The sequence below is a fragment of the Rhizobium sp. 05N430 genome, from assembly GCF_056396985.1.
Genome location: NZ_JBFTMO010000003.1, coordinates 291,104 through 316,818, shown reverse-complemented (window position 1 = coordinate 316,818; position 25,715 = coordinate 291,104). Strand labels below are relative to the sequence as shown.

Sequence of the window (25,715 nt, the reverse complement as noted above, 5' to 3'; positions counted from 1 at the left end):
TCATGGGCAAGCTCGGTTCAGCCGTTTACAATCGCCTGGTGATGATCATCCCCTATGCGTGGCTTCTGATCTTCTTCCTGGCGCCGTTCTTCATCGTCTTCCGCATATCGCTGTCTGCAACGGCGATTGCCATGCCGCCCTACGAGCCGTCCTTCTCGTTTGCCGACGGCTGGAGCGGCATCCTCGACAAGATGTCGACCTTCTCCTTCGACAATTACAGCTACCTGATCGACGATCCGCTTTATTTCAACGCCTATATCTCGAGCCTTGTCATTGCCGGGATCTCGACCTTCCTGACGCTGCTGATCGCCTATCCGATCGCCTATGGCATGGCGCAGGCGCCGCGCAGCATCCGTCCGACGCTGTTGATGCTGGTCATCCTGCCGTTCTGGACGAGCTTCCTGATCCGCGTCTACGCCTGGATCGCCATTCTCAAGCCGGAAGGGCTGCTGAACCAGGTGCTGATTGGAACGGGGATCATCGATACGCCGCTGATCATCCTGAACACCAACATCGCCGTCTATATCGGCATCGTCTATTCCTACCTGCCGTTCATGGTTCTGCCGCTCTATTCCTCGCTGGAAAAGATGGACGGCACGCTGATAGAGGCGGCGCAGGATCTCGGCTGCACGCCGATCCGGGCCTTCTGGCGCGTCACCTTCCCGCTGTCGCTGCCCGGCGTCGTCGCCGGCTGCATGCTGGTCTTCATTCCCGCCGTCGGCGAGTTCGTCATCCCCGATCTGCTCGGCGGATCGCAGACGCTGATGATCGGCAAGACGCTGTGGAACGAGTTCAATTCGAACCGCGACTGGCCGGTCTCCTCGGCGGTGGCGACCATCCTTCTCTTGATCCTCGTGGTGCCGATCGTGTTCTTCCAGAATGCCCAGGCCAAAGCCGACGAGCAGGGGAGATAAGCGATGCTACGCTGGACACGCTTTAACATCATCTCCGTCACGCTCGGCTTCGCTTTCCTCTATCTGCCGATCGTGCTCCTTGTCATCTTCTCCTTCAACGAGTCCAAACTCGTCACCGTCTGGGGTGGTTTCTCGACCAAGTGGTACGTGTCGTTGATGCATAACGACGCCCTGCTGGATGCCGCCTGGGTGACGGTCCGCGTCGGTGTCCTGTCGGCGACGGCGGCAACCATTCTAGGTACGTTGGCTGCTATCACGCTGGTGCGGCACACGCGCTTCCGCGGCCGCATGCTGTTTTCGGGCATGGTCTATGCGCCGCTCGTCATGCCTGAGGTCATCACCGGCCTGTCGCTGCTGCTGCTCTTCGTGGCAATAGGTCTCGACCGCGGCTTCTGGACGATCACGCTGGCGCACACGACGCTGACCATGTGCTTTGTGGCGGTTGTCGTTCAGTCCCGCCTGATGACCTTCGATCAGTCGATCGAGGAAGCGGCGCAGGATCTCGGCGCCCCGCCGGTCCGCACCTTCTTCGAGGTCACGCTGCCGATCATCGCACCCGCCGTCTTTTCCGGCTGGATCCTCGCCTTCACCCTGTCGCTCGACGATCTCGTCATCGCCAGCTTCACCTCCGGTCCGGGGGCGACGACGCTGCCGATGCGGATTTACAGCCAAGTGCGATTGGGCGTGACGCCGGAGATCAACGCGGTCTGCACCCTGCTGATTGCCGTCGTCGCTGTCGGGGTTATCGCAGCTTCGGTGATCACCAAGCGCCGCGAAGTGCAGCGGGAGCGCGACGAACGCGCTGCCGCCAATGCGCCCTGATTACTGCGCGTTCGGTGCCGGCTGGGCAACCACCGGCACCGGCGAAATCACCGGATTGGGCCAGGAGCCGCCGATGAAGAAGGGCAGCAGTGGAAGCTCCGCTGCCCGCGTATCGTCGGTCGCCTGCAGCGAGCCGGAAAGCGCGAGCCCGCTGGATTGCAGAGGAATGAGACCCGACAGGCTGAGCGTTTCGACCGTGCCCTGAACCCGCACGTTCTCAAGATCGGCGGATCCGGCGGAGAGGTTTGCCGTCAGTTCGGCCCGCGTGAATGGGAAGGAGTGGTCACCGGCAGCATTGAGCGGAAAGAACCTCTGCTGCGCCGCCTGATTGCGGATCGCCTCCACATCGAAGTTGGCAATCGACCCGGCCCCTGCCTGAAATGCGACCTGTCCGTTCACATCCTCAAGCCCGGCTGTCCAGAGCGGCTTTGCGGTTTTCAGCGAAACGTCAAGCGAACCCGTGGTCAGCGGCAGCGGACCTTTCAGCTGCAGCCGCTCGACCAGCGCTCCGAAATCCGCGCCGCGGATCGACATCTGCAGCTTGCCGCCACCGTCGAAGTCGCCACGCGTTGCTTCCAGATGCGCGGACATCTCGCCGCCCTCGAACTGGCTGTCGCCGATATCGAACTTCGCCTCGTTGCTGGATACGATGATGCTGGCGCCGACATTCGATAGGGCGAATGGCTGAAGCTGCATTTCCTTGGCCGAGAACCGCAGGTCGAGATCCAGCCGCTGCAGCGGCCCGCCATCGGGCGTCGCGCCCTCTTCGCCCGCTGCAAGCCGCAGCGCGAAAGCGTCGAAGAAGGGCTTGAGGTTCATCGTGTCGAAGGCAAGCGTGCCGCCAAGCTTTGCCCGGTTGTTACGGACGTTCGAGACATCCATCACGCCGCTTGCGGTAGAGCCGTTGAGCCCGAGCGTGACGTTGTTGAAACGAAGCCCATTCGCCGCCGAAATCACGTCGCTGCTGATCGAAAAGGACTTGAGGCTCTCGGTGCCCGGGATCGACTTGCCCGACCATGCCAATAGGGCAGGGACATCGGCAATATTGGCCGTGACATTCCCTGACAGGCCGTCGAGCCTTGATATGCTTCCGAGTCCGGAGAATGCCGCCGTCATCAGGCCTGATGTCAGCGACGCTTTGATCTCGGCGGTCTTGCCATCGAACACCAGCAGCGGCGTGCGCGACGAGAAGTCGATCTTCAGGTCCTGGCCGCTGGTACGCGCGATCAGCACGGCCGACATTCCGCTCGACAGTCTTGGCCAGTTGATATCGGCAGTCACGCCATCGAAATGGTAGGTCTTGGCCGTCGAGAGATCGGCGATATTGAATGTGCCGTCCTCGACGGTAATCGCGCCGACCTCCGCATCAAGCTTCGGATCGAGAAGCTCGGCATTGCCATCCTGGTGGGCGCCATCGATCGCTTTGGCAAGCTGGCCGGCATAGGTCCAGTCGATCAGGCCCTGCTGGTCGCGGGTCAGCGACAGGTTGGGCCGCAGTAGATGGAATTCGTGGAAGCTTGCCCGGCCGCGCAGCGCATCGATCAGGCTGAAATCAGCCGAAAGGCTCTCGATCGTGCCGAGCAGTTTGTTGCCCGCGTTTGGCGGTTGCCGGATGGTGATCTGGTTCAGCGTGATGCGCGGCGTCGGCCAGAATTCGAGCCCCGGGCTGCCCTTGATCTCCGCTTTGTAGCCGGTCCAGCGCGACAGCGCATCTTCGATGCCGGAGCGCACCATGCCGGTCGAGACGAGGAAAGGTGCGGCAACGCGCAGGGAGACAAAGATGACGGCGGAAACAAGCAAGAGCATCGTCACCAGACGTGCGATACCCGGTAGCCAGCGCGAAACGGGGGCCATATTTCTACGCCACTTCGGTTGTCTTGACGTACTCATCAGCTCCGCCAGTCTTTTCAGTCGCTTACCGGTTACGCGCTGAGTTTGCCGGATATATGAAATACGCGCCATATGCAATTCGGCTGGCCGTGCAGTTGGCGCAATGCACGCTTTATAATGCAGTGCAGCATGTTATATAGCGAATAAACGGGAGGAAAATGCGATGAACGACATTGGGCCGCTCTGGACGCCGTCACGGGAATTCATTGAAGCAAGCCCGATGTATGCCTTCATGCAGCATTGCAACGCCGGCTTCGGACTGGCGCTTGACGACTACGCCGGCCTGCATGCCTGGTCGATTGCCGAGCGCGAGAAATTCTGGGCAGCTCTCTGGGATTTCTGCGGCGTTCGCGGCGACCGGGGCGATCGTGTGCTTGCCGATGGCGATCTCATGCTGAAGGCACGCTTCTTTCCCGATGCCAGGCTGAACTTCGCGGAAAACCTGCTGTCGACCGAGGGCGAAGGCGATGCGTTGATCTTTCGCGGCGAGGATAAGGTCGAGGATCGCTGGTCGTGGAACCGTCTCCATGAGACGGTCTCGAAGCTGCAGCAGGCCTATCGTGCACTCGGCATCGGCGAAGGCGATCGCATCGCCGCGATGATGCCCAACATGCCGGAGACCATCGCCTGCATGCTGGCGGCTGCCTCGATCGGGGCCATCTGGTCCTCTTGCTCCCCCGATTTCGGCGAACAGGGTGTGCTCGATCGCTTCGGCCAGATTGGCCCGAAGCTGTTCATTGCCTGCGATGCCTATTGGTATTCAGGCAAGCTGCAAGATATCTCCGCCAAGATCTTTGCCGTCGCCGCCAAGCTGCAGGCGCCGTCGATGATCGTTCACTATGCCGGTGATGCTGAGGCCGTGGCGAGAGCGACACCCGGCGCCAAGACCTTCGCCGAAATCCTTTCGCCCTATCAGGCAAAGCCGGTCGAGTTCACGCCGCTGCCATTCTCCCATCCGCTCTATATCCTCTTCTCGTCGGGCACCACGGGGGTGCCGAAATGCATCGTCCATTCGGCGGGCGGCACGCTGTTGCAGCACCTGAAGGAGCACCGCCTGCATTGCGGCATCAAGCCCGGCGACCGGCTCTTTTATTTCACCACCTGCGGCTGGATGATGTGGAACTGGCTGGCAAGCGGCTTGGCCGCTGGCGCCACGCTCTGCCTCTTCGACGGGTCGCCTTTCGCGCCTGACGGCAACGTGCTCTTCGATTACGCTGAGGCGGAGAAATTCGCGGTCTTCGGCACCTCGGCGAAATATATCGATGCCGTGCGCAAGAGCGGCCTGACGCCGCGCACCAGCCACGACCTTTCGAGCCTCCGGCTGATGACCTCGACCGGCTCACCGTTGTCACCCGAAGGCTTCACCTTCGTTTACGAAGGTATCAAGGAAGACATCCAGCTCGCTTCGATCTCGGGCGGCACGGATATCGTCTCCTGCTTCGTCCTCGGCAATCCGCTGCAGCCGGTCTGGCGCGGCGAGATCCAGGGTGCAGGCCTCGGCCTCGCCGTCGATGTCTGGGACGACGAAGGCAAGCCGGTGCGCCAGGAAAAGGGCGAACTCGTTTGCTCCAAGGCCTTTCCGTCTATGCCTGCCGGCTTCTGGAACGACCCTGACGGTGCCAAATATCGCGCTGCCTATTTCGAACGCTTCGACAATGTCTGGTGTCACGGCGACTTCGCCGAATGGACGCAGCATGGCGGTCTGGTCATCCACGGCCGGTCCGACGCAACACTCAATCCGGGTGGCGTGCGCATCGGCACCGCCGAGATCTACAATCAGGTCGAGCAGATGGAACAGGTGGCCGAAGCGCTGTGCATCGGCCAGGATTGGGATGACGACGTCCGCGTCGTGCTGTTCGTCCGTCTCGCGCCGGGGGTGTCGCTGAGCGAAGATCTGGTGAAGACGATCAAGACTCGCATCCGCACCGGTGCATCGCCGCGCCACGTACCGGCCAAGATCATCGCCGTCACAGATATTCCCCGCACAAAGTCTGGCAAGATCGTCGAACTCGCGGTGCGCGAGGTCGTCCACGGCCGGCCGGTCAAGAACAAAGAGGCGCTTGCAAACCCGGAAGCGCTGGAGCTTTTCGCCGGATTGGCTGAATTAAACGGCTAATTTCAATAAAAGGCGCCCGAAACTACAAGCTTTCACCTTTGATAGCTTCCCAGCCGCGGCAACCCTTCGTTAAGAAAGGTTGGTCAAAGGTGAAGCAACTTGGAGCTGTGGATGATAGGCAGCTAGGAGCCCTTGGCTCCCCTGACATGACGTTAAGCGACTAAGCCCTTGTTGAACAGCACCAAACTCCAGGCAGCCTAGACCTCGGGCTGCCTTTTTTCGTTTTCGAGCAGTTCAATCCGACCGGGATACGTCTCAGCCCGCCAGCACCCGTTGCGATGGGAAGGTGATCTCCACCAGCGTGCCTTCGTTCGGCGCCGAATTGATTGCAAAAATTGCCCGGTTGGCGTCGACCATCGCCTTGGTCAGCGGCAGGCCGAGGCCGGTACCGTCGCCGCGGTGGCGCGACTGCGCCGAAACCTGACGGAACGGCTTCATCGCCTGATCGAGCTCGCTGCGTGTCATGCCGATGCCGGTGTCACGGACGCGCAGGACGACGCTTCCATTGCTTTCGTACGAGGTCGAAACGACGATCTGCCCGCCTGAGGGTGTGAAGCGGATGGCATTCGACAGGATGTTCAGGGCGATCTGCTTCACCGAGCGCAGATCGGCAACGACATTGGGCACCGAATTCGACAGCGCCGTGCGGATGATCACCCGCTGGCCGTTGGCCTGCGGCTGCACCAGCGCCACGGCCTCCGAAATCGCATCGTTGAGTCCGACGGAGGCGAAGTCGAGATCCATCTCGCCGGCTTCGATCTTCGAGATGTCGAGCAGATCGTTGACGATATCGAGCACGTGGCGGCCGGAGCGGCCGATATCGTTGGCATATTCGATATAGCGCGGGTGGCCGATAGGCCCGAAACGCTCGCCGGCCATCATGTCGGAGAAGCCGATGATGGCGTTGAGCGGCGTGCGGATCTCGTGGCTGATGCGGGCCAGAAAGTCGGTTTTGTGGGCATTGGCCGTTTCGGCGGCGCCCTTGGCGTTGCGCAGCTCGTCTTCGGTGCGCTTCCATTGGGTAATGTCGCGGATGACGGCGCAGTAGCCGCTGGAGGACGTCAGCCGTCCCATCGTCATGAATAGCGGCACGAAACCGCCGGCGGCTTCGCGGGCGATCACTTCGCGTCCATCGTTCAGCACGCTGGCAACGCCGTGGCCGGAAAGGCCGTTCAGATAGTCCAGAACAGCCTTCTGGCTCTCATGCGCAAACAGCATGACAAAGGGTTTGCCGCGCGTTTCCTCTTCGTCGTAGTTGAAGAGCGCGCTTGCCGAACGGTTCATCGAGCGAATGTCGCCCTCGGCGCCGATGACGACCACACCGTCAGTCGCCGTTTCCAGGATCGAGCGGAGTTCTTCGACTTCGACCTGCAGCTTCGCAACCTTCTCGACCATCCGGTCGGAGCGGTTGTCGTGGCGCGCATCTTCGGCCTTCCCGGCCGGAGCTTCCTTGTTCTCGACCGGCATCAGCGCCAGCATCAGTGCGCTGGCGTCTTCCCAGCGAACCGACTGCAGGCGGGCGGTGACAGGCACCACGCGGTCATCGGCGGTGACAAGCATCATCGCGCCAGGGCGGCCGGCATTCTCGTCCAGCTCGTGCCGCTGCAGCAATGCATCCAGGCCACCAACCTCGTTCAGCTCGCTGAGAGACGTGTAGCCGGTCAGTCGCATGAATTCGGGATTGGCATGGATCAGCGCGTCGCCGGCATGGATCAGCACGGCGACCGGCAGCTGATCGACTGTCGCCGAGGAAAGCCCATCGACCATCTTCACACGCGGCGGGATGACGGTGCTCAGCATTTCCATCGGGCTGAAGGATGTTTCCGGCAGTCCTTCGGTGGCGTCGTCATCGCTGTCGCCGTCCGCTGCCGCCGCCGTAGGCTGTTCGCCGTCGCTGGCAGCTTCGGCGATCTCCGCTTCCGCAGGCTCGGCGGGTTCTTCGGCCACCACGGCGATCTCTTCGTCCGGCGGTACGGAATCATTCGCCGCGACCGGAATTTCTTCGACCGGCGTCACCGCTTGGACCGCGTCAGCACCTGCGGGCTCGTCTTCTGCAGAGCCGTCTTCACGCACGCCGAAGGCCTCGAGCCGCTTGGCGATCTCGCGGAAGTTGGCCTGTTCGGACGCGCTCAGTCCCGGGCCGGCATTGTGCAGTTGCACGATCTTGTCGGTCAGGCGGCGGCTTGGTGTTTCGGCAAGGCGCAGCGCCGGAGGCTCTTCGCGCGGCGCAGGCAATTCAGCTGGGGCAGGCTCTTCTTCAACGGCCGTCGCCGTTACGTCCTCGACGGGCGAGGGCGCCTCGGCATGAACGTCTTCCAATGGCTGGTCGAGACTTGCTGCATCGCGTCCGATACCCTCCGGCCCGAGCGTCAGCCCAAGGGCCAGCGGATCTTCAGCTGCATCTGAAAGGCGCACGACACCGAACCCGCGGAAACCGTCGAACTCGCGGTGGCGCGTATAGGTCGGCAGCGCGGCGAGATCGACCGGCACGACGAGGCTTGTGCCTTCGATCGGCCAATTTATCGTCTTGCCGGACCAGGTATCGCGGCGCTCCAGCGCCTCGGCGATCTTGCCTTCCGGATCGAGATTGAAGAGCGCGGAGATATCGCTGAAGGCGACGCCGATTATGTTGGCGGCGTTCGGGCCGACGGCCTCGGCAAACTCGTTCGATACCTCGCTGAAGCAACCCTGCGCATCGATCTTCCAGACGAAACGCGTTGCCCGGCTGTTCGGCTGGAACCTGAAGGCGGCGGCAGGTTTCTGTTCGCCGGCGACGGCTTCCGCTGCAGCCGGAGCATCGGCTACCGGTTCGTCTGCAAGCTCTGCAGCGGCGGCGTCGATCAGCGGCGTTTCCACGGTCTCCTCTGTCGGCGCGTCATCTTCAACGGCTTCGTCGGCCTCGTTATGAAGCACGACATTCGGCTGCGGTTCGATCGTAACGAGCTCTGCTTCTACGGACGGCTCCGGCAGCTCATCGGGTGTCTCGTCAGTCACATGCTCGGCGGCGGCCTGCTGTTCTGGCTCGTCCGCTGCTGTTTCGCTCTGCGGTTCGCTATCGACAAATTCCTCGACGCGCGGTTCTTCGGCGGGCGCCTCTTCAGGGTCGCCAACGCTTTCCAGCGTCTCCTCGACCTCTTCGATCCCGGCGACAGCGCTCAGCGCCTCGTCGAATTTCGCGGGAGGGATATGGTTAACGGCGGCTGTGGATAAGACTTCTTCCGGGGCCGCGGGGTCGATCGGATCGAGATGCCCGAGCACGGTCTCTACGGCAAAAAGCAGATTGAGCACCGGTTCGTCGCTCAGCTTTCCGACGGCGGCCGGGAGATATCCCTTGCCGGTGGCGACCGGCCGCTTGACGAGGCGATCGGGATGGCTGGATGCGAGTGCCGTCAGGGTCTTTGCCGTCTGCTGGGTGATGCCGAGCGAGGCGTATCCGGGCGACGAGGCGATGACCTCGCCGTCGGCGCCGATGACGGCCATGTGCGTGTCCGGATCGTCGAGACCTTGTAGCATCTGCGCAGCCGAGGCGGCCGGGCTCAACGCCTTGCCGGCGACGGGGACCGAAAACAGGATAGCGCGCTCGCCGCTCGAAAGCCCGATCAGCTCGGCATTTGCCTGAACCGGAACACGCTGGAAGCCTTTGACGATGCGGATCATCAGGCTGCGGCTGTCGCCGGTCGCGCTCAGTTGCCGCGCCGTCGTCTCCAACTGCCGGAAGGTGATGTCGCCGCTGCCGACGCCCTGGTCGAGCAGGTCATAGACGGCCGAATGGCCGAAGAGCTCGGCACCCGCGCCATTTGCCCAGAGCAGGCGGCTCAGGTCGGCGGAAAAAAGCACCAAGGCTTCGCCACGCGAAAAACGCTCCCGCACCCGCTGATGCACTGCAATGTCGATGAACGGGTACTGGACAGCGGGCATGGGGAACCTTGTTGCCTTAGGTCTCTTTTAATTAACGGTCTATTAATAACGATGCGCCGGAAAAGGGTCCAGCTTCAGGCCGCCTTTTCGGGCGGAAAGGTTAACGCCTTGTGCGTCGCACAATTATGTTGCAATGCACAATAAGTTGGTCTATATAAGCTCTATCCAAACTAAAGGGCGTCAAACGCCCGGACTCAAGGAGCTCGCATCCAATGGCTACCATAAAGACCGACGACGTTTTTTCAATGGCCGCGTTCGACCCGTCCAAGTTCGCAGAATCGTTCCGTGATTTTGCTGAAAAGGGCGCTCAGCAGTCGCGCGAAGCCTATAGCAAGATCAAGTCCGCTGGCGAAGACGCCGGCAAGACGCTTGAAGCCACCGTTCAGACGGCACAGGCCGGCAGCGTTGAGATCGGCCTCAAGGCTATCGATGCGCTCCGCACCAATGCCGAAAACTCTCTCTCGCACATGGAAGCGCTTCTTGGCGTCAAGTCGGTTGCCGAGTTCTTCGAACTCCAGACCACCTTCTTCCGCAAGCAGGCAGAGCTGACCGTCGAGCAGGCGAAGTCGATGCAGGAAACCTCCAAGCAGGTTGCCGAAAAGCTCGCAAAGCCTTCCAAGGAAGCCGCCGAAAAGGTCATGGCGTCCTTCAAGGCTGCCTGATCGATTTCGGGCACATAGAACAAAAGGCTGGACGCTTCGTCCGGCCTTTTTGTACATTGAGGGGAGATAGGGCTTGAATTAATTTTCAAGTCCTCGTATGTGACCCCCGTCGCGCCGAGCGCGGCATTGTGCGGTTGTAGCTCAGTTGGTTAGAGCGCAGGTTTGTGGCACCTGAGGTCGGAGGTTCGAGACCCCCCAACCGTACCATTCTTCCTTCCATATATGATCCCGAAGCGGACCCTGAAGCACAGCAGGGACCATCACATTCTACCGGTCTTGCCGTCCGGGCCCGCCTGCCTATCTACTCGTACCGGCACAGGTAAACTTTCTCTTATATTGCGTTGCAAAATGTGAGCGGCAGTGCCATTTTGTGCCGGGGGTTACTTCAGAGCTGCTTATCGAAGGAGACTTCATGTCCATTTCTCTCAACAATCTGGATGAATCCAAGGCGACTGTGGTGTCTGCGATCAACGTCGCGGCCGAGGTCAAGACTGCGCGCGAAGCCGTCGGCTACAGCATCGACGATCTGGCGGTGACCTGTGGTCTCGTGCCGAGTGAAATTACGGAAATTGAAAATGGGGAAAACGCCGACCCCGCAAAGCTCAAGCGCATTGCCGCTGCCTTGCAGGTCCCGTTGTCTGCCTTCGTTCCGATGTAACTAACGCAGGAACGAACTAAAAAGCCGGTCGATCTGACCGGCTTTTTTCATTTCAGGGGCATGGCTCCATTGCCGATGGAACTGTCCGATCCTCCCAGCCGTTCTATCAACGGACGGGAGAACGGGAATGTCGAAGACGCTTCTATATGGTGCGACCAAGGTCGATGAGACGAACGCCGCCTATGCGGCAATCGAGTGCCTCTCGCAATTTCAGTGGAAGAATCGCGTTCTGGTGATCTTCTCAGACAGCGACAACAGCCGCGCCGCCCGCCAGGAACACCAGCTGCTCGCGGACCGGGCGGCGCTTGAGGAGCGCGACATGATCGTCCTCAAGGTGTCGGGCAGTGCAGTCCGGGCCGTCTTCGGTTCAGCGGAGCCGGTCGATGTCGGCGCATTGCGCCAAGCGCTCGACGCACCTGATACCGGCACCTTTCACGCGGCGCTGATCGGCAAGGATGGTACGGTGAAGCTCAAGGTCAGCGAGCCTGTGAGCAATGGCGAGCTATTCGCCATCATAGACAGCATGCCGATGCGCGCTGCCGAGTCTACGAAACCGGAAAATTGAAACCAACAGAGACGGAAGGAGCAGGATATGTCCGTACCCAACGAACCTATCCCCGATCAGCCGCCGATGCCGGGACCCGGCTGGATGCCGGAGCCGCCGATAAAGGAACCGGAACCCGACAGGCTTCCCGACGAGGCCCCGAACCCCAATCCGGATGAGAACGAAGAGCCGGCGAAACATCTATAGAAAGATGTGCCGCTCGGCATTGACTAGTTCCTGCAGGAAATCCGAGACGGTGCGCACGCGAACGAGTTCGCGGGCGCTTTCGTGGAATGTCGTCCAATAGGCACGGCGGATGGACGTGCCGGGCAGGATACGGACGAGTTCAGCATGCTGCCGGGCGATATAGTCGTGCAGGATGCCAATCCCCGCGCCAGAAAGCACCGCCTCCGTCTGACCCGTCGCCGAGGAGATCTCAAAGGCGGCATCCCAGTTGCGCATCACTTCGCCGGTGAAGTTCAGCGACTGCGAAAACAGCAGATCTTCGACATAGCCGATCCGCCTGTGCTGCTTCAAAGCCTCGGCGTCGGCGGGCAGGCCGTTTTGCGCCGCGTAGCTTTTCGATGCGTAGAGGCCAAGCGTGTAGTCGGTCAATTTCGCGGAAATCAGCCGGCCCTGTTCCGGCCGCTCAAGCGTGATGGCGATATCCGCCTCGCGCTGCGACAGCGAGAAGGACCGGGGCACCGGCACCAGCTGGATCTTCAGTTCCGGATGCCGTTCGATCAGCCGCCCCATGCGCGGCGCCAGAAACGAGACGCCGAAACCATCGGGCGCCCCGACGCGCACAGTACCGGCGATCGCCGTATCGGTCCGGCCAAGATTGGCCTGCGCTGCCAGCATCTCGGTTTCCATCCGCTCCGCCGACGACAGGAAGATTTCGCCCTCCGCAGTCAGTTCGCAGCCATTGGTGCGGCGAATGAAGAGGCGCGTCTTCAAAGCTTCCTCCAGCGAGGTCAGCCGCCTGGACAGCGTTGCGTGGTTCAGCCCCAGCCGCTTCGACGCGGCAAGGATCTGCCCGGTGCGGGCGACGGCGAGGAAGATGCGGACGTCGTCCCAGTTCATGGCTTGCTGCACATCATGATCGGATCGGCCTCCAGCAACGTCAGCGATGTCACCATTCCTGCCGTCCCGGTCTTGTATTTCAGGAAATGCGGCGCCCGAAGATGAGCTTCATAGGCTTCCTGGCTGGCATAGACCTCGAGTATGCGGATTTTGTTCGGGCTGCCCTTGATCGCCACCGCATTCAGCGACAGGACACCCTCTTCGGCGGCAACCGATGCCGCAATCTCCTGGGCGAGCAATGCGCGGTAGGTCTCGAGATGCTCGGGATCGACCTCGATCTCGGCCATTCTGACGATGCGATTTTCGCTCATCGCTCACTCGCCTCCTCTGGGATGCCGGTTGCCAATGCAGAAGCGGACCTATCTATCGTTCACAAGGCCGCTTTCCAGTCTTGTAACTTCAATTTGCGCACAACGGTTGCTTATCCCAGCTCATTGATTTGTGCAAATTGAAGTGCGATTGTTAGCCATCGAGAAAATACAGGAGGAGCACTTCATGCGTCAGATCGGACATTTCATCGGCGGCAAGCAGGTCGCGGGTACCAGCGGCCGCACCAGCAACGTCTACAACCCGGCAACCGGCGAAGTGCAGGCGACCGTCGCGCTCGCCAGCGATGCCGAACTGGACGCAGCGGTTCAGAACGCCAAGGCTGCCCAGCCGAAGTGGGCTGCCACCAACCCGCAGCGCCGCGCCCGCGTGTTCATGAAGTTCGTGCAGCTTCTCAACGAGAACATGAACGAGCTCGCCGAACTGCTCTCCAAGGAACATGGCAAGACGATCGAAGACTCCAAGGGCGATCTCATTCGCGGCCTCGAAGTCTGCGAGTTCGTTATCGGCATTCCGCACCTTGCCAAGAGCGAGTTCACCGAAGGCGCCGGCCCGAATATCGACATGTATTCGATCCGCCAGGCTGTCGGCATCGGCGCCGGCATCACCCCATTCAACTTCCCGGCCATGATCCCGATGTGGATGTTTGCCCCGGCGATCGCCTGCGGCAACGCCTTCATCTTGAAGCCGTCGGAGCGTGATCCGTCCGTGCCGATCCGTCTTGCCGAACTGATGATCGAAGCAGGCCTGCCTGCCGGCATCCTCAACGTCGTCAACGGCGACAAGGGCGCGGTCGACGCGATCCTGACGCATCCGGATATCTCGGCCGTTTCCTTCGTCGGCTCCACGCCGATCGCCCGATACGTCTATGGCACGGCTGCCCAGAACGGCAAGCGCGCCCAGTGCTTCGGCGGCGCCAAGAACCACATGATCATCATGCCCGATGCCGATCTCGATCAGGCCGCCAACGCGCTGATGGGCGCGGGCTACGGCTCAGCCGGCGAGCGCTGCATGGCGATCTCCGTTGCCGTTCCGGTCGGCGAGGAAACCGCCAACCGTCTTATCGCCAAGCTGACCCCGATGGTCGAATCCTTGCGCATCGGCCCTTACACAGATGATAAGGCCGATCTCGGCCCCGTCGTTACCAAGGAAGCCCAGGCGCGCATCATGGGTCTGATCAACAAGGGTGTCGACGAAGGCGCAAAGCTCGTCGTCGATGGCCGCAACTTCAAGCTCCAGGGCTACGAAGACGGCTATTTCGTCGGCGGCTGCCTGTTCGACAACGTCACGCCCGACATGGATATCTACAAGACCGAAATCTTCGGACCGGTCCTGTCGGTTGTCCGCGCCAAGAACTACGAGGAAGCCCTCGACCTGCCGATGAAGCATGAATACGGCAACGGCGTTGCGATCTACACCCGTGATGGCGATGCGGCCCGCGACTTCGCCTCACGCATCAACATCGGCATGGTCGGCGTCAACGTTCCGATCCCGGTTCCGCTCGCCTATCATTCCTTCGGTGGCTGGAAGTCGTCCTCCTTCGGCGATCTCAACCAGCATGGTACCGACTCGATCAAGTTCTGGACCCGCACCAAGACGGTCACCAGCCGCTGGCCGTCGGGCATCAAGGACGGTGCCGAGTTCGTCATGCCGACGATGAAGTAAGCGCATCATCCTGGAAGACTTGGAAAACGGGCTCCTCGGCGGGCCCGTTTTTCGTTTGAGACGATGCGGCGAGGGGCCGCATAAACGTGACTCCGATTTTCATATTTTGGAATTGTTCAAAACTATCTTACCCACTATATAGGCTTCAGCCCCATTCGAGTCAGGAGACCGGCATGCGATTGACGAAGCAGACCAACTATGCGGTTCGCATGTTGATGTATTGCGCTGCCAATGACGGACACTTGAGCCGGATTCCGGAAATCGCCAGAGCCTATGGTGTGTCCGAGCTCTTCCTTTTCAAGATTCTGCAGCCGCTCAACAAGGCCGGCCTGGTCGAAACCGTTCGCGGCCGCAATGGCGGCGTGCGTCTCGGCAAGCCGGCAGCTGACATCAGCCTGTTCGACGTGGTCCGCGTCACTGAAGACAGCTTCGCCATGGCCGAATGCTTTGAGGACGGCGCCGTCGAGTGCCCGCTGGTCGATAGCTGCGGTCTCAATTCCGCGCTTCGCAAGGCGCTGAATGCCTTCTTCGACGTGTTGACCGAATACTCGATCGACGACCTCGTCAAAGCGCGTCCGCAGATCAATTTCCTGCTCGGCATCACCGGCGAGCAGCCTTATCGCAAGGCGGCGATACCCGCTCCGGCTGCTTAATATTTGAATAGTCGAAAGTCATCATGAAGCCACGGCTACCCTCGGTAGCCGTGGCTTTTTAGTTCCGGCTCACGCAGTGTTGATATATCACAGCGCATTGAAACCGCTTCCAATGCCGTCCACAGACGCGAATTTATACCAAATGCGACAGAATCGCGGTCGAATGTGCCTCAATCTTGCAAATTCAGGCCTATTTTTGACCGAAAATTTCTAAAGTTGGTTTTCTGGAAAAATTTTCTGCCTACGCCGTTGCTTTCAGCAAATAAATATCGTTCCATCGGCCCGCTGATCGGGATAACTAGCGCCGATCTCCAAAGATCAAAAAGAACAAACCTGGGAAACAACATCATGAAAAAGTTCTCTGTCCTGCTGGCAGCGACTGCCCTGGCTTCCGTCATGGCCACCGCCGCCTACTCCAAGACGCTTGTCTATTGCTCTGAGGGATCGCCGGAAGGCTTCGATCCGAGCCTCTACACCGCAGGCACGACCTTTGACGCTTCCTCGCGTACGGTTTACAGCCGTCTCGTCGAGTTCAAGCATGGCGGTACGGAGATCGAGCCGGGCGTCGCCGACAGCTGGACCGTCTCTGACGACGGCAAGGAATACACCTTCAAGCTGCATCCGGGCGTCAAGTTCCAGACCACCGACTTCTTCACCCCGACCCGCGACCTGAACGCCGACGACGTCGTCTTCTCGTTCGAGCGCCAGCTGCGCGCTGACAATCCGTGGAACAAGTATGTCGAAGGCGGTTCCTACGAATACGCTGCCGGCATGGGCTTCCCGGATCTCGTCAAGTCGATCGAAAAGGTTGACGACCTGACCGTCAAGTTCACCCTGAACCGTCCGGAAGCGCCGTTCCTTGCCGACCTGGCCATGGACTTCGCATCGATCGTTTCCAAGGAATATGCCGACAAGCTCGCTGCTGATGGCAAGATGGCTCAGCTGAACCAGCAGCCGCTCGGCACCGGTCCGTTCACCTTCGTTGCCTACCAGCCGGATGCCGTCATCCGCTACAAGGCCAACGAAACCTACTTCAAGGGCAAGGAAAAGATCGACGATCTCGTGTTCGCGATTACCACGGACGCTTCGGTTCGCGCTCAGAAGCTGAAGGCCGGCGAATGCCACATCCTTCCTTACCCGAACGCAGCTGACGTTTCCGAGCTGAAGAAGGACGAGAACCTGACCGTTCTCGAACAGCCGGGCCTGAACATCGGCTTCCTCGCCTACAACACGCAGATGGCCCCGTTCGACAAGCCGGAAGTTCGCCGCGCTCTGAACATGGCGATCAACAAGCAGGCGATCGTTGACGCCGTCTTCCAGGGCGCCGCAACCGTTGCCAAGAACCCGATCCCGCCGACGATGTGGTCGTACAATGATGCCGTCGTTGACGATAAGTACGATCCGGAAGGCTCGAAGAAGGCTCTCGAAGCCGCAGGCGTCAAGGATCTATCCATGAAGATCTGGGCAATGCCGGTTTCGCGTCCTTACATGCTGAACGCACGCCGCGCAGCTGAACTGATGCAGGCCGACTTCGCCAAGGCTGGCGTCAAGGTCGAAATCGTCACCCATGAATGGGCCGAATACCTGAAGCTCTCCTCCGACGTGAAGCGCGATGGCGCCGTCATCCTCGGCTGGACCGGCGACAACGGTGACCCGGACAACTTCATGGACACGCTGCTCGGCTGCACCGCTGTTGGCGGCAACAACCGTGCTCAGTGGTGCAACAAGGACTACGACGATCTGATGAAGAAGGCCAAGCAGACGGCCGACGTCGCAGAACGCACGAAGCTCTATGAGCAGGCTCAGCTGATCTTCAAGAAGGAAGCTCCTTGGGCAACGATCGACCACTCGGTCGTCTTCGTTCCGATGAGCAAGAAGGTCACGGGCTTCCACATGGACCCGCTCGGCATCCACCGCTTCGACGGCGTGGACATTTCCGAATAATAGAAAATCTGTAAACTGTCCGGTGAAAGCCGGGCTTGGCCGGCGGTCGGGATCATCCTGACCGCCGGAAACTATTGGACACCTGCCATGTTACGTTTCTTCATCGGCCGCCTTGCGGTGCTGATCCCAACGTTCCTCGGCGTTTCGCTCATCGCCTTTTCGTTTATCCGCCTGCTGCCGGGCGACCCCGTCATGCTGTTGTCGGGCGAACGAGTCATGGCGCCTGAACGTCACGCCCAGATCATGCATGATCTCGGCTTCGACAGGCCGATGTATGTGCAGTATTTCGATTATCTCGGTAAGGTCTTGCACGGCGATCTCGGAACCTCGATCGTCACCAAGCGCCCGGTTCTCGGCGAATTCTTCACACTGTTCCCTGCTACGCTCGAGCTGTCGCTTTGCGCCATCATTCTGGCGGCCGCGCTCGGCATTCCCGCTGGTGTCTTCGCCGCGGTTAAACGAGGGACGTGGTTCGACCAGAGCGTGATGGGCGTCGCCCTCATCGGCTATTCGATGCCGATCTTCTGGTGGGGCCTGCTGCTCGTCATCTTCTTCTCCGGTTATCTCGGCTGGACGCCCGTTTCGGGCCGCATCTCGCTGATGTATTTCTTCAAGCCGGTCACCGGCTTCATGCTGATCGACAGTCTGCTGTCCGGCCAGGCCGGCGCCTTCAAGTCCGCCGTCAGCTATCTCATCCTGCCGACCATCGTTCTCGCCACGATCCCGCTTGCGGTCATCGCGCGCCAGACGCGTTCGGCAATGCTTGAAGTGCTTGGCGAAGACTATGTGCGCACGGCTCGCTCCAAGGGCCTCAAGCCTTTGCGCGTCGTCGGCGTTCATGCGCTGCGCAACGCCATGATCCCCGTTATCACCACGATCGGCCTGCAGGTCGGCGTGCTCCTGGCAGGCGCGATCCTCACCGAGACGATCTTCTCCTGGCCGGGTATCGGCAAGTGGATGGTCGATGCGGTCTTCAAGCGTGACTATGCGGTCGTCCAGGGTGGTCTGCTGCTGATTGCCGGCATCATCATGCTGGTCAATCTGCTTGTCGATGTCACCTATGGCTTTATCAACCCGCGTATTCGTCATTAGGAGCGGCTCATGAGCACGGTAAGCACAAAAACCGGCCAGCCATCCGTCCTTGCGGAGTTCTGGTACTATTTCTCGCGAAACAAGGGCGCCGTCATCGGCCTCTTCATCTTCCTCTTCATCCTGGTCATCGCCATCGGCGCACCGATCGTCGCGCCGCATGCCCCTGATGAGCAGAACCGCCAGCTGCTGCTGTCGGTGCCGTTCTGGATGGACGGCGGCAGCTTCACCTATCCGCTCGGCACTGATGCCGTCGGCCGTGATATCCTGTCGCGTCTGATCTATGGCGCACGTTTCTCGCTGTTCATCGGCGTCGTCGTCGTCACCCTGTCGGTTGTCGCCGGCGTGCTGATCGGCCTTATTGCTGGCTATTTCCGTGGCCGCGTCGATATCGTCATCATGCGCCTGATGGACATCATCCTGGCCTTCCCGTCGCTGCTGCTCGCCCTCGTGCTGGTCGCGGTCCTCGGTCCCGGCCTGACCAACGCGATGATCGCCATCTCGATCGTCAACCAGCCGCATTTCGTTCGCCTGACGCGTGCCGCCGTCATGAGCGAGCGCGAGAAGGAATATGTCGTGGCTTCCCGCGTTGCCGGTGCCGGCACGCTGCGCCTGATGTTCAAGACCATCCTGCCGAACTGCCTGGCTTCGCTGATCGTTCAGGCAACGCTCGCCTTCTCGGCGGCGATCCTCGACGCAGCCGCCCTCGGCTTCCTCGGCATGGGCGCACAGCCGCCGACACCCGAATGGGGCACGATGCTTGCCGAAGCGCGCGAATTCATTCAGCGCGCCTGGTGGGTGGTCACTTTCCCGGGTCTGGCGATCCTCATCACCGTCGTTGCCATCAACCTCATGGGTGACGGCCTGCGTGATGCGCTCGACCCCAAGCTGAAGAGGTCCTGATATGGCACTTCTCGAAATCGAAAATCTCGTCGTCGAGTTTCAGACGTCGACAGGCGCGTTCCGCGCGGTGGACGGCGTCTCGCTGAAGGTCGATCCGGGCGAAGTTCTCGCCATCGTCGGCGAATCCGGTTCCGGCAAGTCGGTCTCGATGCTGGCTGCCATGGGCCTTCTGCCCTGGACCGCCAAGGTCACAGCCGACAAGATGGTCTTCGACGGCCAGAACCTGCTCGGCATGTCCGGCGCCCAGCGCCGCCAGATCATCGGCAAGGATATGTCGATGATCTTCCAGGAACCGATCGCCAGCCTCAATCCGTGCTTCACGGTCGGCTTCCAGATCGAGGAAGTCCTGAAGATCCACCTCGGCCTCGACAAGGCCGCGCGCCGCAAGCGTGCGATCGAACTGTTCGAAGCTGTCGGCATCCCGAACCCGGCGGAGCGCCTCAACCACTTCCCGCACCAGATGTCGGGCGGCCAGTGCCAGCGCGTGATGATCGCCATCGCGATCGCCTGCAATCCGAAGCTCCTGATCGCTGACGAGCCGACCACCGCGCTCGACGTGACGATCCAGAAACAGATCCTTGATCTCCTGATGCGTCTGCAGCGTGAGCACGGCATGGGCCTGATCATGATCACCCACAACATGGGCGTGGTCGCTGAGACGGCCGATCGTGTCATCGTTCAGTACAAGGGCCGCAAGATGGAAGAGGCCGACGTCCTGTCGCTCTTCGAAGCGCCGAAGAGCGATTATACCCGCGCTCTGCTCGCCGCTCTTCCAGACAACGCCACCGGTGATCGCCTGCCGACCATCGGCGAGCTTTTCAATCAGGGAGCGGCACAATGACGCCAGTCCTCGAAGCCAAGAATATCGTCCGCGACTACTATCTCCCGGGCGGCCTCTTCAAGCAGGCAAAGACCGTTCATGCCGTCAAGGGCGTGAGCTTCAAGGTCGAGCAGGGCAAGACGCTGGCAATCGTCGGCGAAAGCGGCTGCGGCAAGTCCACGCTTGCCCGTATCGTCACGATGATCGACCCTGCCACGGCGGGCGAACTGATGATCGACGGCAAGAAGGTCGATATCGCCGCCGGCGATCTGACGCCGGAAATCCGCCGCAAGGTGCAGATCGTTTTTCAGAACCCTTACGGTTCGCTGAACCCGCGCAAGAAGATCGGCGACATCCTGATGGAGCCGCTGATCATCAACACCAAGACGCCCGCTGCCGAACGGCAGGAACTGGCGATGGCGATGCTGAAGAAGGTCGGTCTCCAGGAAATCCACTTCAACCGCTATCCGCACATGTTCTCCGGCGGCCAGCGCCAGCGTATCGCCATCGCGCGTGCGTTGATGCTGAACCCGCGGCTTCTGGTTCTCGACGAGCCGGTCTCGGCCCTCGACCTCTCAGTCCAGGCACAGGTGCTGAACCTGCTCGCCGATCTTCAGGATGAGCTGAACCTCACCTATGTCTTCATCAGCCACGACCTCTCGGTCGTTCGCTACATGGCAGACGACGTGATGGTGATGTATTTCGGTGAAGCCGTCGAATACGGTAGCCGCGATCAGGTCTTCAGCGATCCGCAGCACAGCTATACCAAGACGCTGTTTGCCGCGACGCCGCGGGCCGATGTCGAAACCATCCGGGCGCGTCTGGCCCGCAAGGCTGCTGCTGCCTCCTGAGGCATGGAAATAGCCGGAACAAAGAGGATCAGAGATGCCGGAGAATGACCGCAAGCCCCATGCCATCATCGTCATGGGCGTCAGCGGCTCCGGCAAATCCTCGATCGGCGAGAAACTGGCGGAGGCGTTGAGCCTCCGTTTTGTTGAAGGCGATGCACTGCATCCGCGCTCCAATGTCGAGAAGATGTCGAAAGGCATCCCGCTCACCGACGAGGACCGCATGCCCTGGCTGGACGTGATCGGTCAGACGATCACGTCAGCGCTTTCCGAAGGCGATGGCGTCATCGTTTCCTGCTCGGCGCTGAAGCGCATCTACCGCGAACGGCTTCGCAGTGCCGCCGGCGGCAATCTCTTTTTCGTTTATCTGGAAGGTTCGAAGGAACTGCTGATGGACCGCATGGGTCATCGCACCGGCCACTTCATGCCGGCATCGCTGCTGGAAAGCCAGCTTGCAACGCTTGAGGTTCCAACCGGCGAGCCCGGCGTGGTCACGGTCGATATCGACGGCACCATCGACGCGATTGCGGAAGCGGCGCGAATGAAGCTCGCGCCGCTCGGTATTTCCTAGCCGTCGATGCGGCGCAGGTTCTTCTTCTCCAGGAAGAAGAACGGACGGAACTTTACGCCGACGATATTCCCCGCAAAGGCTGACAGCGCCCAGAGATAGCCATGCAGGCTGCCCGAAGCGATCCCGGAGAAATAGGCGCCGATATTGCAGCCATAGGCGATGCGCGCCCCATAACCCAGCAGCAGGCCGCCGACGACGGCGGCGACGATCGAGCGCAGCGGAATATCCCAGCTCGGAGAGAAACGTCCCGCAAGCGAGGAGGCCAGCATGGCGCCGGCGATGATGCCGAAATCCATGACCGAGGTGATATCGGCAAAGACGCTGTCGGAGAGCGCCTTGGCATTGGCAGGCGTCTGCCAATAGGCCCAGGCGGTCGGATCGATGCCGAGCAGCAAAGCGCCCTTGGCACCCCAGAGCGCAAAGGCCGAGGTGATACCCCACGGACGGCCAGCGATGACCAGCGTCAGGAAGTTCAGAAGCGCCAGTGCCACCGCACCGAGGACGAGCGGCCAGGGACCACGCAGGAAGCGCGAGAGGCCCTGGCGCGGCGAGGGGGCCGGTTGCTCGAGCGAGCCATGCCAGCGCTTCTCGACGATGACGCTGATCCAGGCGACGGCGGCGAAGATCGCCAGCGATACGGCGATACCACCCACCGCGCCGAAGCTCTGCACCAGAGATGTCGGCGGCAGCGACGGCAGGCTCACCCACCAGTCGAAATTGACGGTGCCAAGCACCGAGCCGATGATGAAGAACAGCAGCGTGATCAGCATGCGCGCATTGCCGCCACCGGCGGTGAACAGCGTACCGGACGCGCATCCGCCGCCGAGCTGCATGCCGATGCCGAACATGAAGGAGCCGACGATGACGCCGAGACCGGCCGGCGAGACGGACCCCTTCACCTCATGGCCGAACAGCGTGCCGCTTGCCAGGAACGGGAAGAACAGCACGACGGCGATCGCAAGCAGGATCATCTGCACCCGCAAGCCCCGGCCGCGCCCATCGAGGATCAGCACGCGCCAGGCGGAGGTGAAGCCGAAGGCGGCATGGTAGAGCGCGATACCGAGAGCGCCGCCAACGAGGAAGAGGGCGCCTTGCGCCGGGCCGTAGAAATAACCGAGCAGCAGGGTGCCAAGAACGAGCACGATGATCGAGCCGAGCCCCGGCGTGCCGAGCGACGGCTCCTTGATGCCGGGGATGCTGGGTGAAGCGATAGACATGGGATTCTCCTGAAATTCTAGCGCAATACTAGAACTTCAGGTGCTGGTTTTGGAGGAATCCTGTTTCCTGAAAAGCCCCTGATGCGGATTCATCTGGCGGAAAAAGGCCAGTCTGCGCAAGTGCTTAAGGATTGAAACGCTGCGGCGAGTAGGCTGAGATATCGATAAACGGCTTTTCGCCGGTCATCAGCTCCGCCAGCACTCTGCCGGTGACCGGTCCGAGTGTCAGCCCGTGATGCGCATGGCCGAAGGCAAACCACAATCCACTATGCCGTGGCGCCTTGCCGATGATGGGCATCATGTCAGGTGTGCAGGGGCGCGCGCCCATCCAGGGTTCGGGGTCCAGCCGCTCGCCGAGCGGGAAGATCGTGCGCGCTACCCTCTCGGCGCGGTCAAGCTGCACCGGCGTTTTAGGGGCGTCGAGCGTCGCAAATTCCGCACCCGTCGTCAGGCGGATGCCCTTGTTCATCGGCGCCAGGAAATAGCCGCGCTCGGCATCCAGCGTCCAGTTGTTGAGAACGGCATTGCCCTGAGCAGCGTAATGCATGTGATAGCCGCGCTTGACGCCGAGCGGGAAGGAATAGCCAAGCCGCTTGGTTGCCACTTCGGCCCAAGGGCCGAGCGCCAGAACCGCATCATCGGCATCGAGCGGACCTTCTGCCGTGGAAATCCGCCAGCCGGAACCTGTCTGGCCGAGAGATGCCGCATCGCCGCTGACGAAGCGGCCGCCGATGCTCTCGAAATAGGCGCAGTAAGCCGCCGTCAGTGCATGCGGATCGAGAACCGACCACGGATCCCGCCAGCGCAGACCGCCGGTGAAATTCTGGATCAGACCCGGCTCGATGCGCGCCACGTCGGCTGAACTCAGCTTGTCGTATTCGACGCCGAATTCCCTCTCCCAGAGTGCGGCTTCAGCAATCGCCTGGTCGTATTTCTCGGCGGTGCGAAACACCCGCATCCAGCCATCCTTGCGGATCAGCGCTTCGGCATGCGACGCCTCGATCAGGTCCTTGTGTTCAAGCACCGAATTTTCGATCAGCGGCGCATAGGCGCGGGTGATGGCGTCGTGCCGGCGGGCATTGGAATTCCACCAGTAGCGGGCGAGGAACGCCACCTGCTTCGGCAGCGTCTTCAGGTGATAATGCGCATCGATGCGGTTGTTCAGCGCGTAGCGCAGCAACAGCCCGACCTGCTGCGGGAAACCGTAGGGAACGACGCCCTCGCGCTGGATGAGGCCGGCATTGCCGAACGACGTTTCGTTACCCGGTGCCTTGCGATCAACCAGCACCGCCTGCCAGCCGCGGCGTTGCAGGTGGATGGCTGTCGAAACGCCGATGATGCCGGCACCAAGCACGATTGCAGTCTTTGTCATTTTTCCTTGCAACCCAATGAGTTCCCAAGCCCGAAAATGCCCTTAGGCTGGCGATGGTGCAAATGAAAAATCGCGTTTCATTTCAATTTCATTGCCCTCTCAATGCGGCATTTTCAACGCGGATGCGAACGGCAAGCATCATGGCGTTCAAAACCGAGAACAGGATCGCGTAGGCGGGCATGCCGAAGGCAAGCGGCAGGGTGGCAATCTCGCCCGCGACGATCACATAGTTCGGATGGTTGAGGAGCTTGTAGGGACCGGCTCTGACCAGCGTCTCGCCGGGCAGAATGATGATCCGCGTCGTCCAGCGTCCCCTCAGCGTGAAGAGCACCCAGATCCGCAAGGCCTGCAGCACCAGGAAGAGTGCAAGCCAACCCGCTTGAACCGGCTTGCCGGGCGCAAGCAGCCAAAGGCCGCCAAGCCATGCCGCATGCAGGGCGACCATGTAGGCATAATGATCCGCCCCGGCCTCCCGTGCGCCGCGGGCAAACAGGGCAAGCGTGTTCCGCTTCGCAATCACCAGCTCTGCCAGCCGCTGCAGGGTGACGAAAGCAAGAAGCAGCAAAGAAGCGTCCATCAGCCGATCCTCCGCAACGTCACGCAGCTTGCCGAAAAGCCCGGCCCCATGGCGATCATCGCCGCGCGCTCCGGCAGACCGTCGGCAATCGCGCGCTCCAGCACGAAAAGTACCGTTGGCGAGGACATGTTGCCGTATTCCGAAAGCACGGCGCGCTCATGGTCGAGCGAACCCTGTTTGAGCCCAAGCGTCGCTTCCATAGCACCCAGAACCTTCGTGCCGCCCGGGTGGCAGATGAACCGGCCGATGTCCGCGCGTGTCAGCCCGTTGCGGGCGAGAATGCCGTCGATCGCAGGCCCCAGTTCGCGCTCGGCGAATGGCGGCAGCGATTGCGCAAGGATGATGCCGAAGCCGGTATCGTCGATCTTCCAGCCCATGATGTCGAGCGTATCGGGAAATAGGTGCTCGCCTGACGATTCGATGTCGGCGATGCCGCCGTCTCCGCTCCGGAGCACGCAGGCCGCAGCGCCATCGGCAAAAAGCGCGGTGGCGATAATGTTCGGCCGTGTCAGCTCGTCCAGCCGGAAGGCCAGCGTGCAGAGTTCGATGGCGACGAAGAGCACTGTCTTGCCGGGCCGCACCGCCGCCAGCCGCGCCGCGATGCCAAGCCCGGAAACGCCGGCCGCACAGCCAAGACCGAAGACCGGAACACGTTCGATATCGGCGCGAAATCCGAGCTGCCGTGCCAGCCGCGCATCGAGGCTCGGGGTGACGATCCCCGTCGAGGAGACGGTGACGACGCAATCAATGTCGCCTGCCTCCAGCCCAGCGCCGGCGAGAGCCTTCGCTGCCGCTTCAGCAAAGAGCTGACCGGCAACCTCCGCATACGCGGCCATCCTGTCCGGCCAGCCGTGATTGTCCTCGAACCAGGAAAGCGGCCGGGCCGCATGGCGCTTATTGATCCCGGCATTCTCGAAAACCCCGGCGAGATGCCTGAAATCCTTGAACCGGTGCGCAAAAAGGCGCGCCGACGTCGCCGCCGCCTCGCTTTGCGTGATGATGGCTTCAGGCACGGCAGTCGCAACGCTAAGCAATGTCACCCGTTCGTTCACGGAGTTCTCCTTTATGCACCCGGCGCTGGAGAACACTACTTAGAGCCGCTTTATTCAGGCTCCCGCCGTC

At 61.1% G+C, this 25,715-nt stretch carries 23 protein-coding genes and 1 tRNA gene; 16 read left to right on the top strand and 8 right to left on the bottom strand.

Going from position 1 to position 25,715, the window contains the following annotated elements:
• Positions 1-2: 2 nt before the first annotated feature.
• Positions 3-914 (top strand): ABC transporter permease subunit, encoded by a 912-nt coding sequence (locus tag AC1DJO_RS09000; RefSeq protein WP_112387654.1) that lies wholly within the window; start codon positions 3-5, stop codon positions 912-914.
• Positions 915-917: 3 nt separating this feature from the next.
• Positions 918-1,736 carry an ABC transporter permease gene (locus AC1DJO_RS08995; protein ID WP_112387655.1) on the top strand — a complete coding sequence of 273 codons (819 nt, stop codon included), beginning with the start codon at positions 918-920 and terminating at the stop codon, positions 1,734-1,736.
• On the opposite strand, the gene AC1DJO_RS08990 is transcribed toward AC1DJO_RS08995, so the two are convergent.
• On the bottom strand, positions 1,737-3,626 hold the full coding sequence (locus tag AC1DJO_RS08990; protein ID WP_477970002.1) for an AsmA family protein: 1,890 nt from the start codon (positions 3,624-3,626) through the stop codon (positions 1,737-1,739). It abuts the gene before it with no gap.
• A gap of 163 nt (positions 3,627-3,789) precedes the next feature.
• On the opposite strand from AC1DJO_RS08990, the gene AC1DJO_RS08985 reads away from it, so the two are divergent.
• The gene (locus AC1DJO_RS08985; protein ID WP_477970000.1) at positions 3,790-5,742 is read left to right on the top strand and encodes an acetoacetate--CoA ligase; all 1,953 of its coding nucleotides are present in this window, start codon (positions 3,790-3,792) and stop codon (positions 5,740-5,742) included.
• Positions 5,743-5,997: 255 nt separating this feature from the next.
• Here the strand turns inward: AC1DJO_RS08985 and AC1DJO_RS08980 are convergent, their stop codons facing one another.
• The gene (locus tag AC1DJO_RS08980; RefSeq protein ID WP_477969998.1) at positions 5,998-9,660 is read right to left on the bottom strand and encodes a PAS domain-containing sensor histidine kinase; all 3,663 of its coding nucleotides are present in this window, start codon (positions 9,658-9,660) and stop codon (positions 5,998-6,000) included.
• Between the two features lie 212 nt (positions 9,661-9,872).
• Between AC1DJO_RS08980 and AC1DJO_RS08975 the strand changes: the two genes are divergently transcribed.
• The 5 genes from AC1DJO_RS08975 (at position 9,873) to AC1DJO_RS08955 (ending at position 11,731) form a co-directional block, all read left to right on the top strand.
• Entirely contained in the window at positions 9,873-10,322 is a 450-nt protein-coding gene (locus AC1DJO_RS08975) for a phasin (RefSeq protein WP_112387659.1), read from the top strand.
• 130 nt (positions 10,323-10,452) lie between these two features.
• Positions 10,453-10,529, top strand: a tRNA-His gene (locus AC1DJO_RS08970).
• 205 nt (positions 10,530-10,734) lie between these two features.
• On the top strand, positions 10,735-10,980 hold the full coding sequence (locus tag AC1DJO_RS08965; protein WP_112444522.1) for a helix-turn-helix domain-containing protein: 246 nt from the start codon (positions 10,735-10,737) through the stop codon (positions 10,978-10,980).
• Between the two features lie 127 nt (positions 10,981-11,107).
• Positions 11,108-11,545: a DUF4174 domain-containing protein gene (locus AC1DJO_RS08960; RefSeq protein WP_477969996.1), complete on the top strand. Its 438-nt coding sequence runs from the start codon at positions 11,108-11,110 to the stop codon at positions 11,543-11,545.
• A 27-nt stretch (positions 11,546-11,572) separates the two neighbouring features.
• The gene (locus AC1DJO_RS08955; RefSeq protein WP_310292806.1) at positions 11,573-11,731 is read left to right on the top strand and encodes a hypothetical protein; all 159 of its coding nucleotides are present in this window, start codon (positions 11,573-11,575) and stop codon (positions 11,729-11,731) included.
• Here AC1DJO_RS08955 and AC1DJO_RS08950 read toward each other — a convergent pair.
• Together AC1DJO_RS08950 and AC1DJO_RS08945 are read right to left on the bottom strand one after the other, a co-directional pair.
• Positions 11,726-12,607, bottom strand: coding sequence for a LysR family transcriptional regulator (locus AC1DJO_RS08950; protein ID WP_477969994.1), 882 nt, complete (start codon positions 12,605-12,607; stop codon positions 11,726-11,728). The genes AC1DJO_RS08955 and AC1DJO_RS08950 overlap by 6 nt on opposite strands.
• Positions 12,604-12,918, bottom strand: a complete 315-nt coding sequence (locus tag AC1DJO_RS08945) for a putative quinol monooxygenase (RefSeq protein ID WP_477969992.1) — start codon at positions 12,916-12,918, stop codon at positions 12,604-12,606. The genes AC1DJO_RS08950 and AC1DJO_RS08945 overlap by 4 nt, the downstream gene beginning before the upstream one ends.
• A 184-nt stretch (positions 12,919-13,102) precedes the next feature.
• Here AC1DJO_RS08945 and AC1DJO_RS08940 point away from each other — a divergent pair, with 184 nt between their 5' ends.
• From AC1DJO_RS08940 to AC1DJO_RS08905, 8 genes are all read left to right on the top strand, one after another.
• The gene (locus AC1DJO_RS08940; RefSeq protein WP_112387707.1) at positions 13,103-14,599 is read left to right on the top strand and encodes a CoA-acylating methylmalonate-semialdehyde dehydrogenase; all 1,497 of its coding nucleotides are present in this window, start codon (positions 13,103-13,105) and stop codon (positions 14,597-14,599) included.
• Positions 14,600-14,772: 173 nt separating this feature from the next.
• Positions 14,773-15,252, top strand: coding sequence for an iron-responsive transcriptional regulator RirA (gene rirA, locus AC1DJO_RS08935; protein ID WP_112387664.1), 480 nt, complete (start codon positions 14,773-14,775; stop codon positions 15,250-15,252).
• Positions 15,253-15,600: 348 nt separating this feature from the next.
• On the top strand, positions 15,601-17,196 hold the full coding sequence (locus tag AC1DJO_RS08930; RefSeq protein ID WP_112387665.1) for an ABC transporter substrate-binding protein: 1,596 nt from the start codon (positions 15,601-15,603) through the stop codon (positions 17,194-17,196).
• Between the two features lie 87 nt (positions 17,197-17,283).
• Positions 17,284-18,288 (top strand): ABC transporter permease subunit, encoded by a 1,005-nt coding sequence (locus AC1DJO_RS08925; RefSeq protein WP_112387666.1) that lies wholly within the window; start codon positions 17,284-17,286, stop codon positions 18,286-18,288.
• Between the two features lie 9 nt (positions 18,289-18,297).
• The gene (locus AC1DJO_RS08920; protein ID WP_477969990.1) at positions 18,298-19,188 is read left to right on the top strand and encodes an ABC transporter permease subunit; all 891 of its coding nucleotides are present in this window, start codon (positions 18,298-18,300) and stop codon (positions 19,186-19,188) included.
• A gap of 1 nt (position 19,189) precedes the next feature.
• On the top strand, positions 19,190-20,029 hold the full coding sequence (locus tag AC1DJO_RS08915; RefSeq protein WP_112387668.1) for an ABC transporter ATP-binding protein: 840 nt from the start codon (positions 19,190-19,192) through the stop codon (positions 20,027-20,029).
• Positions 20,026-20,859 (top strand): dipeptide ABC transporter ATP-binding protein, encoded by an 834-nt coding sequence (locus AC1DJO_RS08910; RefSeq protein ID WP_112387669.1) that lies wholly within the window; start codon positions 20,026-20,028, stop codon positions 20,857-20,859. The genes AC1DJO_RS08915 and AC1DJO_RS08910 overlap by 4 nt, the downstream gene beginning before the upstream one ends.
• Before the next feature lie 34 nt (positions 20,860-20,893).
• Positions 20,894-21,427, top strand: a complete 534-nt coding sequence (locus AC1DJO_RS08905) for a gluconokinase (protein ID WP_477969988.1) — start codon at positions 20,894-20,896, stop codon at positions 21,425-21,427.
• On the opposite strand, the gene AC1DJO_RS08900 is transcribed toward AC1DJO_RS08905, so the two are convergent.
• The 4 genes from AC1DJO_RS08900 to AC1DJO_RS08885 all read right to left on the bottom strand — a co-directional run bounded on the left by AC1DJO_RS08900 (position 21,424) and on the right by AC1DJO_RS08885 (position 25,645).
• Positions 21,424-22,644 (bottom strand): YeeE/YedE family protein, encoded by a 1,221-nt coding sequence (locus AC1DJO_RS08900; RefSeq protein WP_477969986.1) that lies wholly within the window; start codon positions 22,642-22,644, stop codon positions 21,424-21,426. The two genes, AC1DJO_RS08905 and AC1DJO_RS08900, sit on opposite strands and share 4 nt — an antisense overlap.
• 124 nt (positions 22,645-22,768) lie before the next feature.
• Positions 22,769-24,016 carry an NAD(P)/FAD-dependent oxidoreductase gene (locus tag AC1DJO_RS08895; protein WP_477969984.1) on the bottom strand — a complete coding sequence of 416 codons (1,248 nt, stop codon included), beginning with the start codon at positions 24,014-24,016 and terminating at the stop codon, positions 22,769-22,771.
• Between the two features lie 88 nt (positions 24,017-24,104).
• Positions 24,105-24,593, bottom strand: a complete 489-nt coding sequence (locus AC1DJO_RS08890; protein WP_477969982.1) for an isoprenylcysteine carboxyl methyltransferase family protein — start codon at positions 24,591-24,593, stop codon at positions 24,105-24,107.
• The gene (locus AC1DJO_RS08885; RefSeq protein WP_477969980.1) at positions 24,593-25,645 is read right to left on the bottom strand and encodes a type III polyketide synthase; all 1,053 of its coding nucleotides are present in this window, start codon (positions 25,643-25,645) and stop codon (positions 24,593-24,595) included. Before AC1DJO_RS08885 ends, AC1DJO_RS08890 begins: the two co-directional genes overlap by 1 nt.
• Between the last annotated feature and the right edge of the window lie 70 nt (positions 25,646-25,715).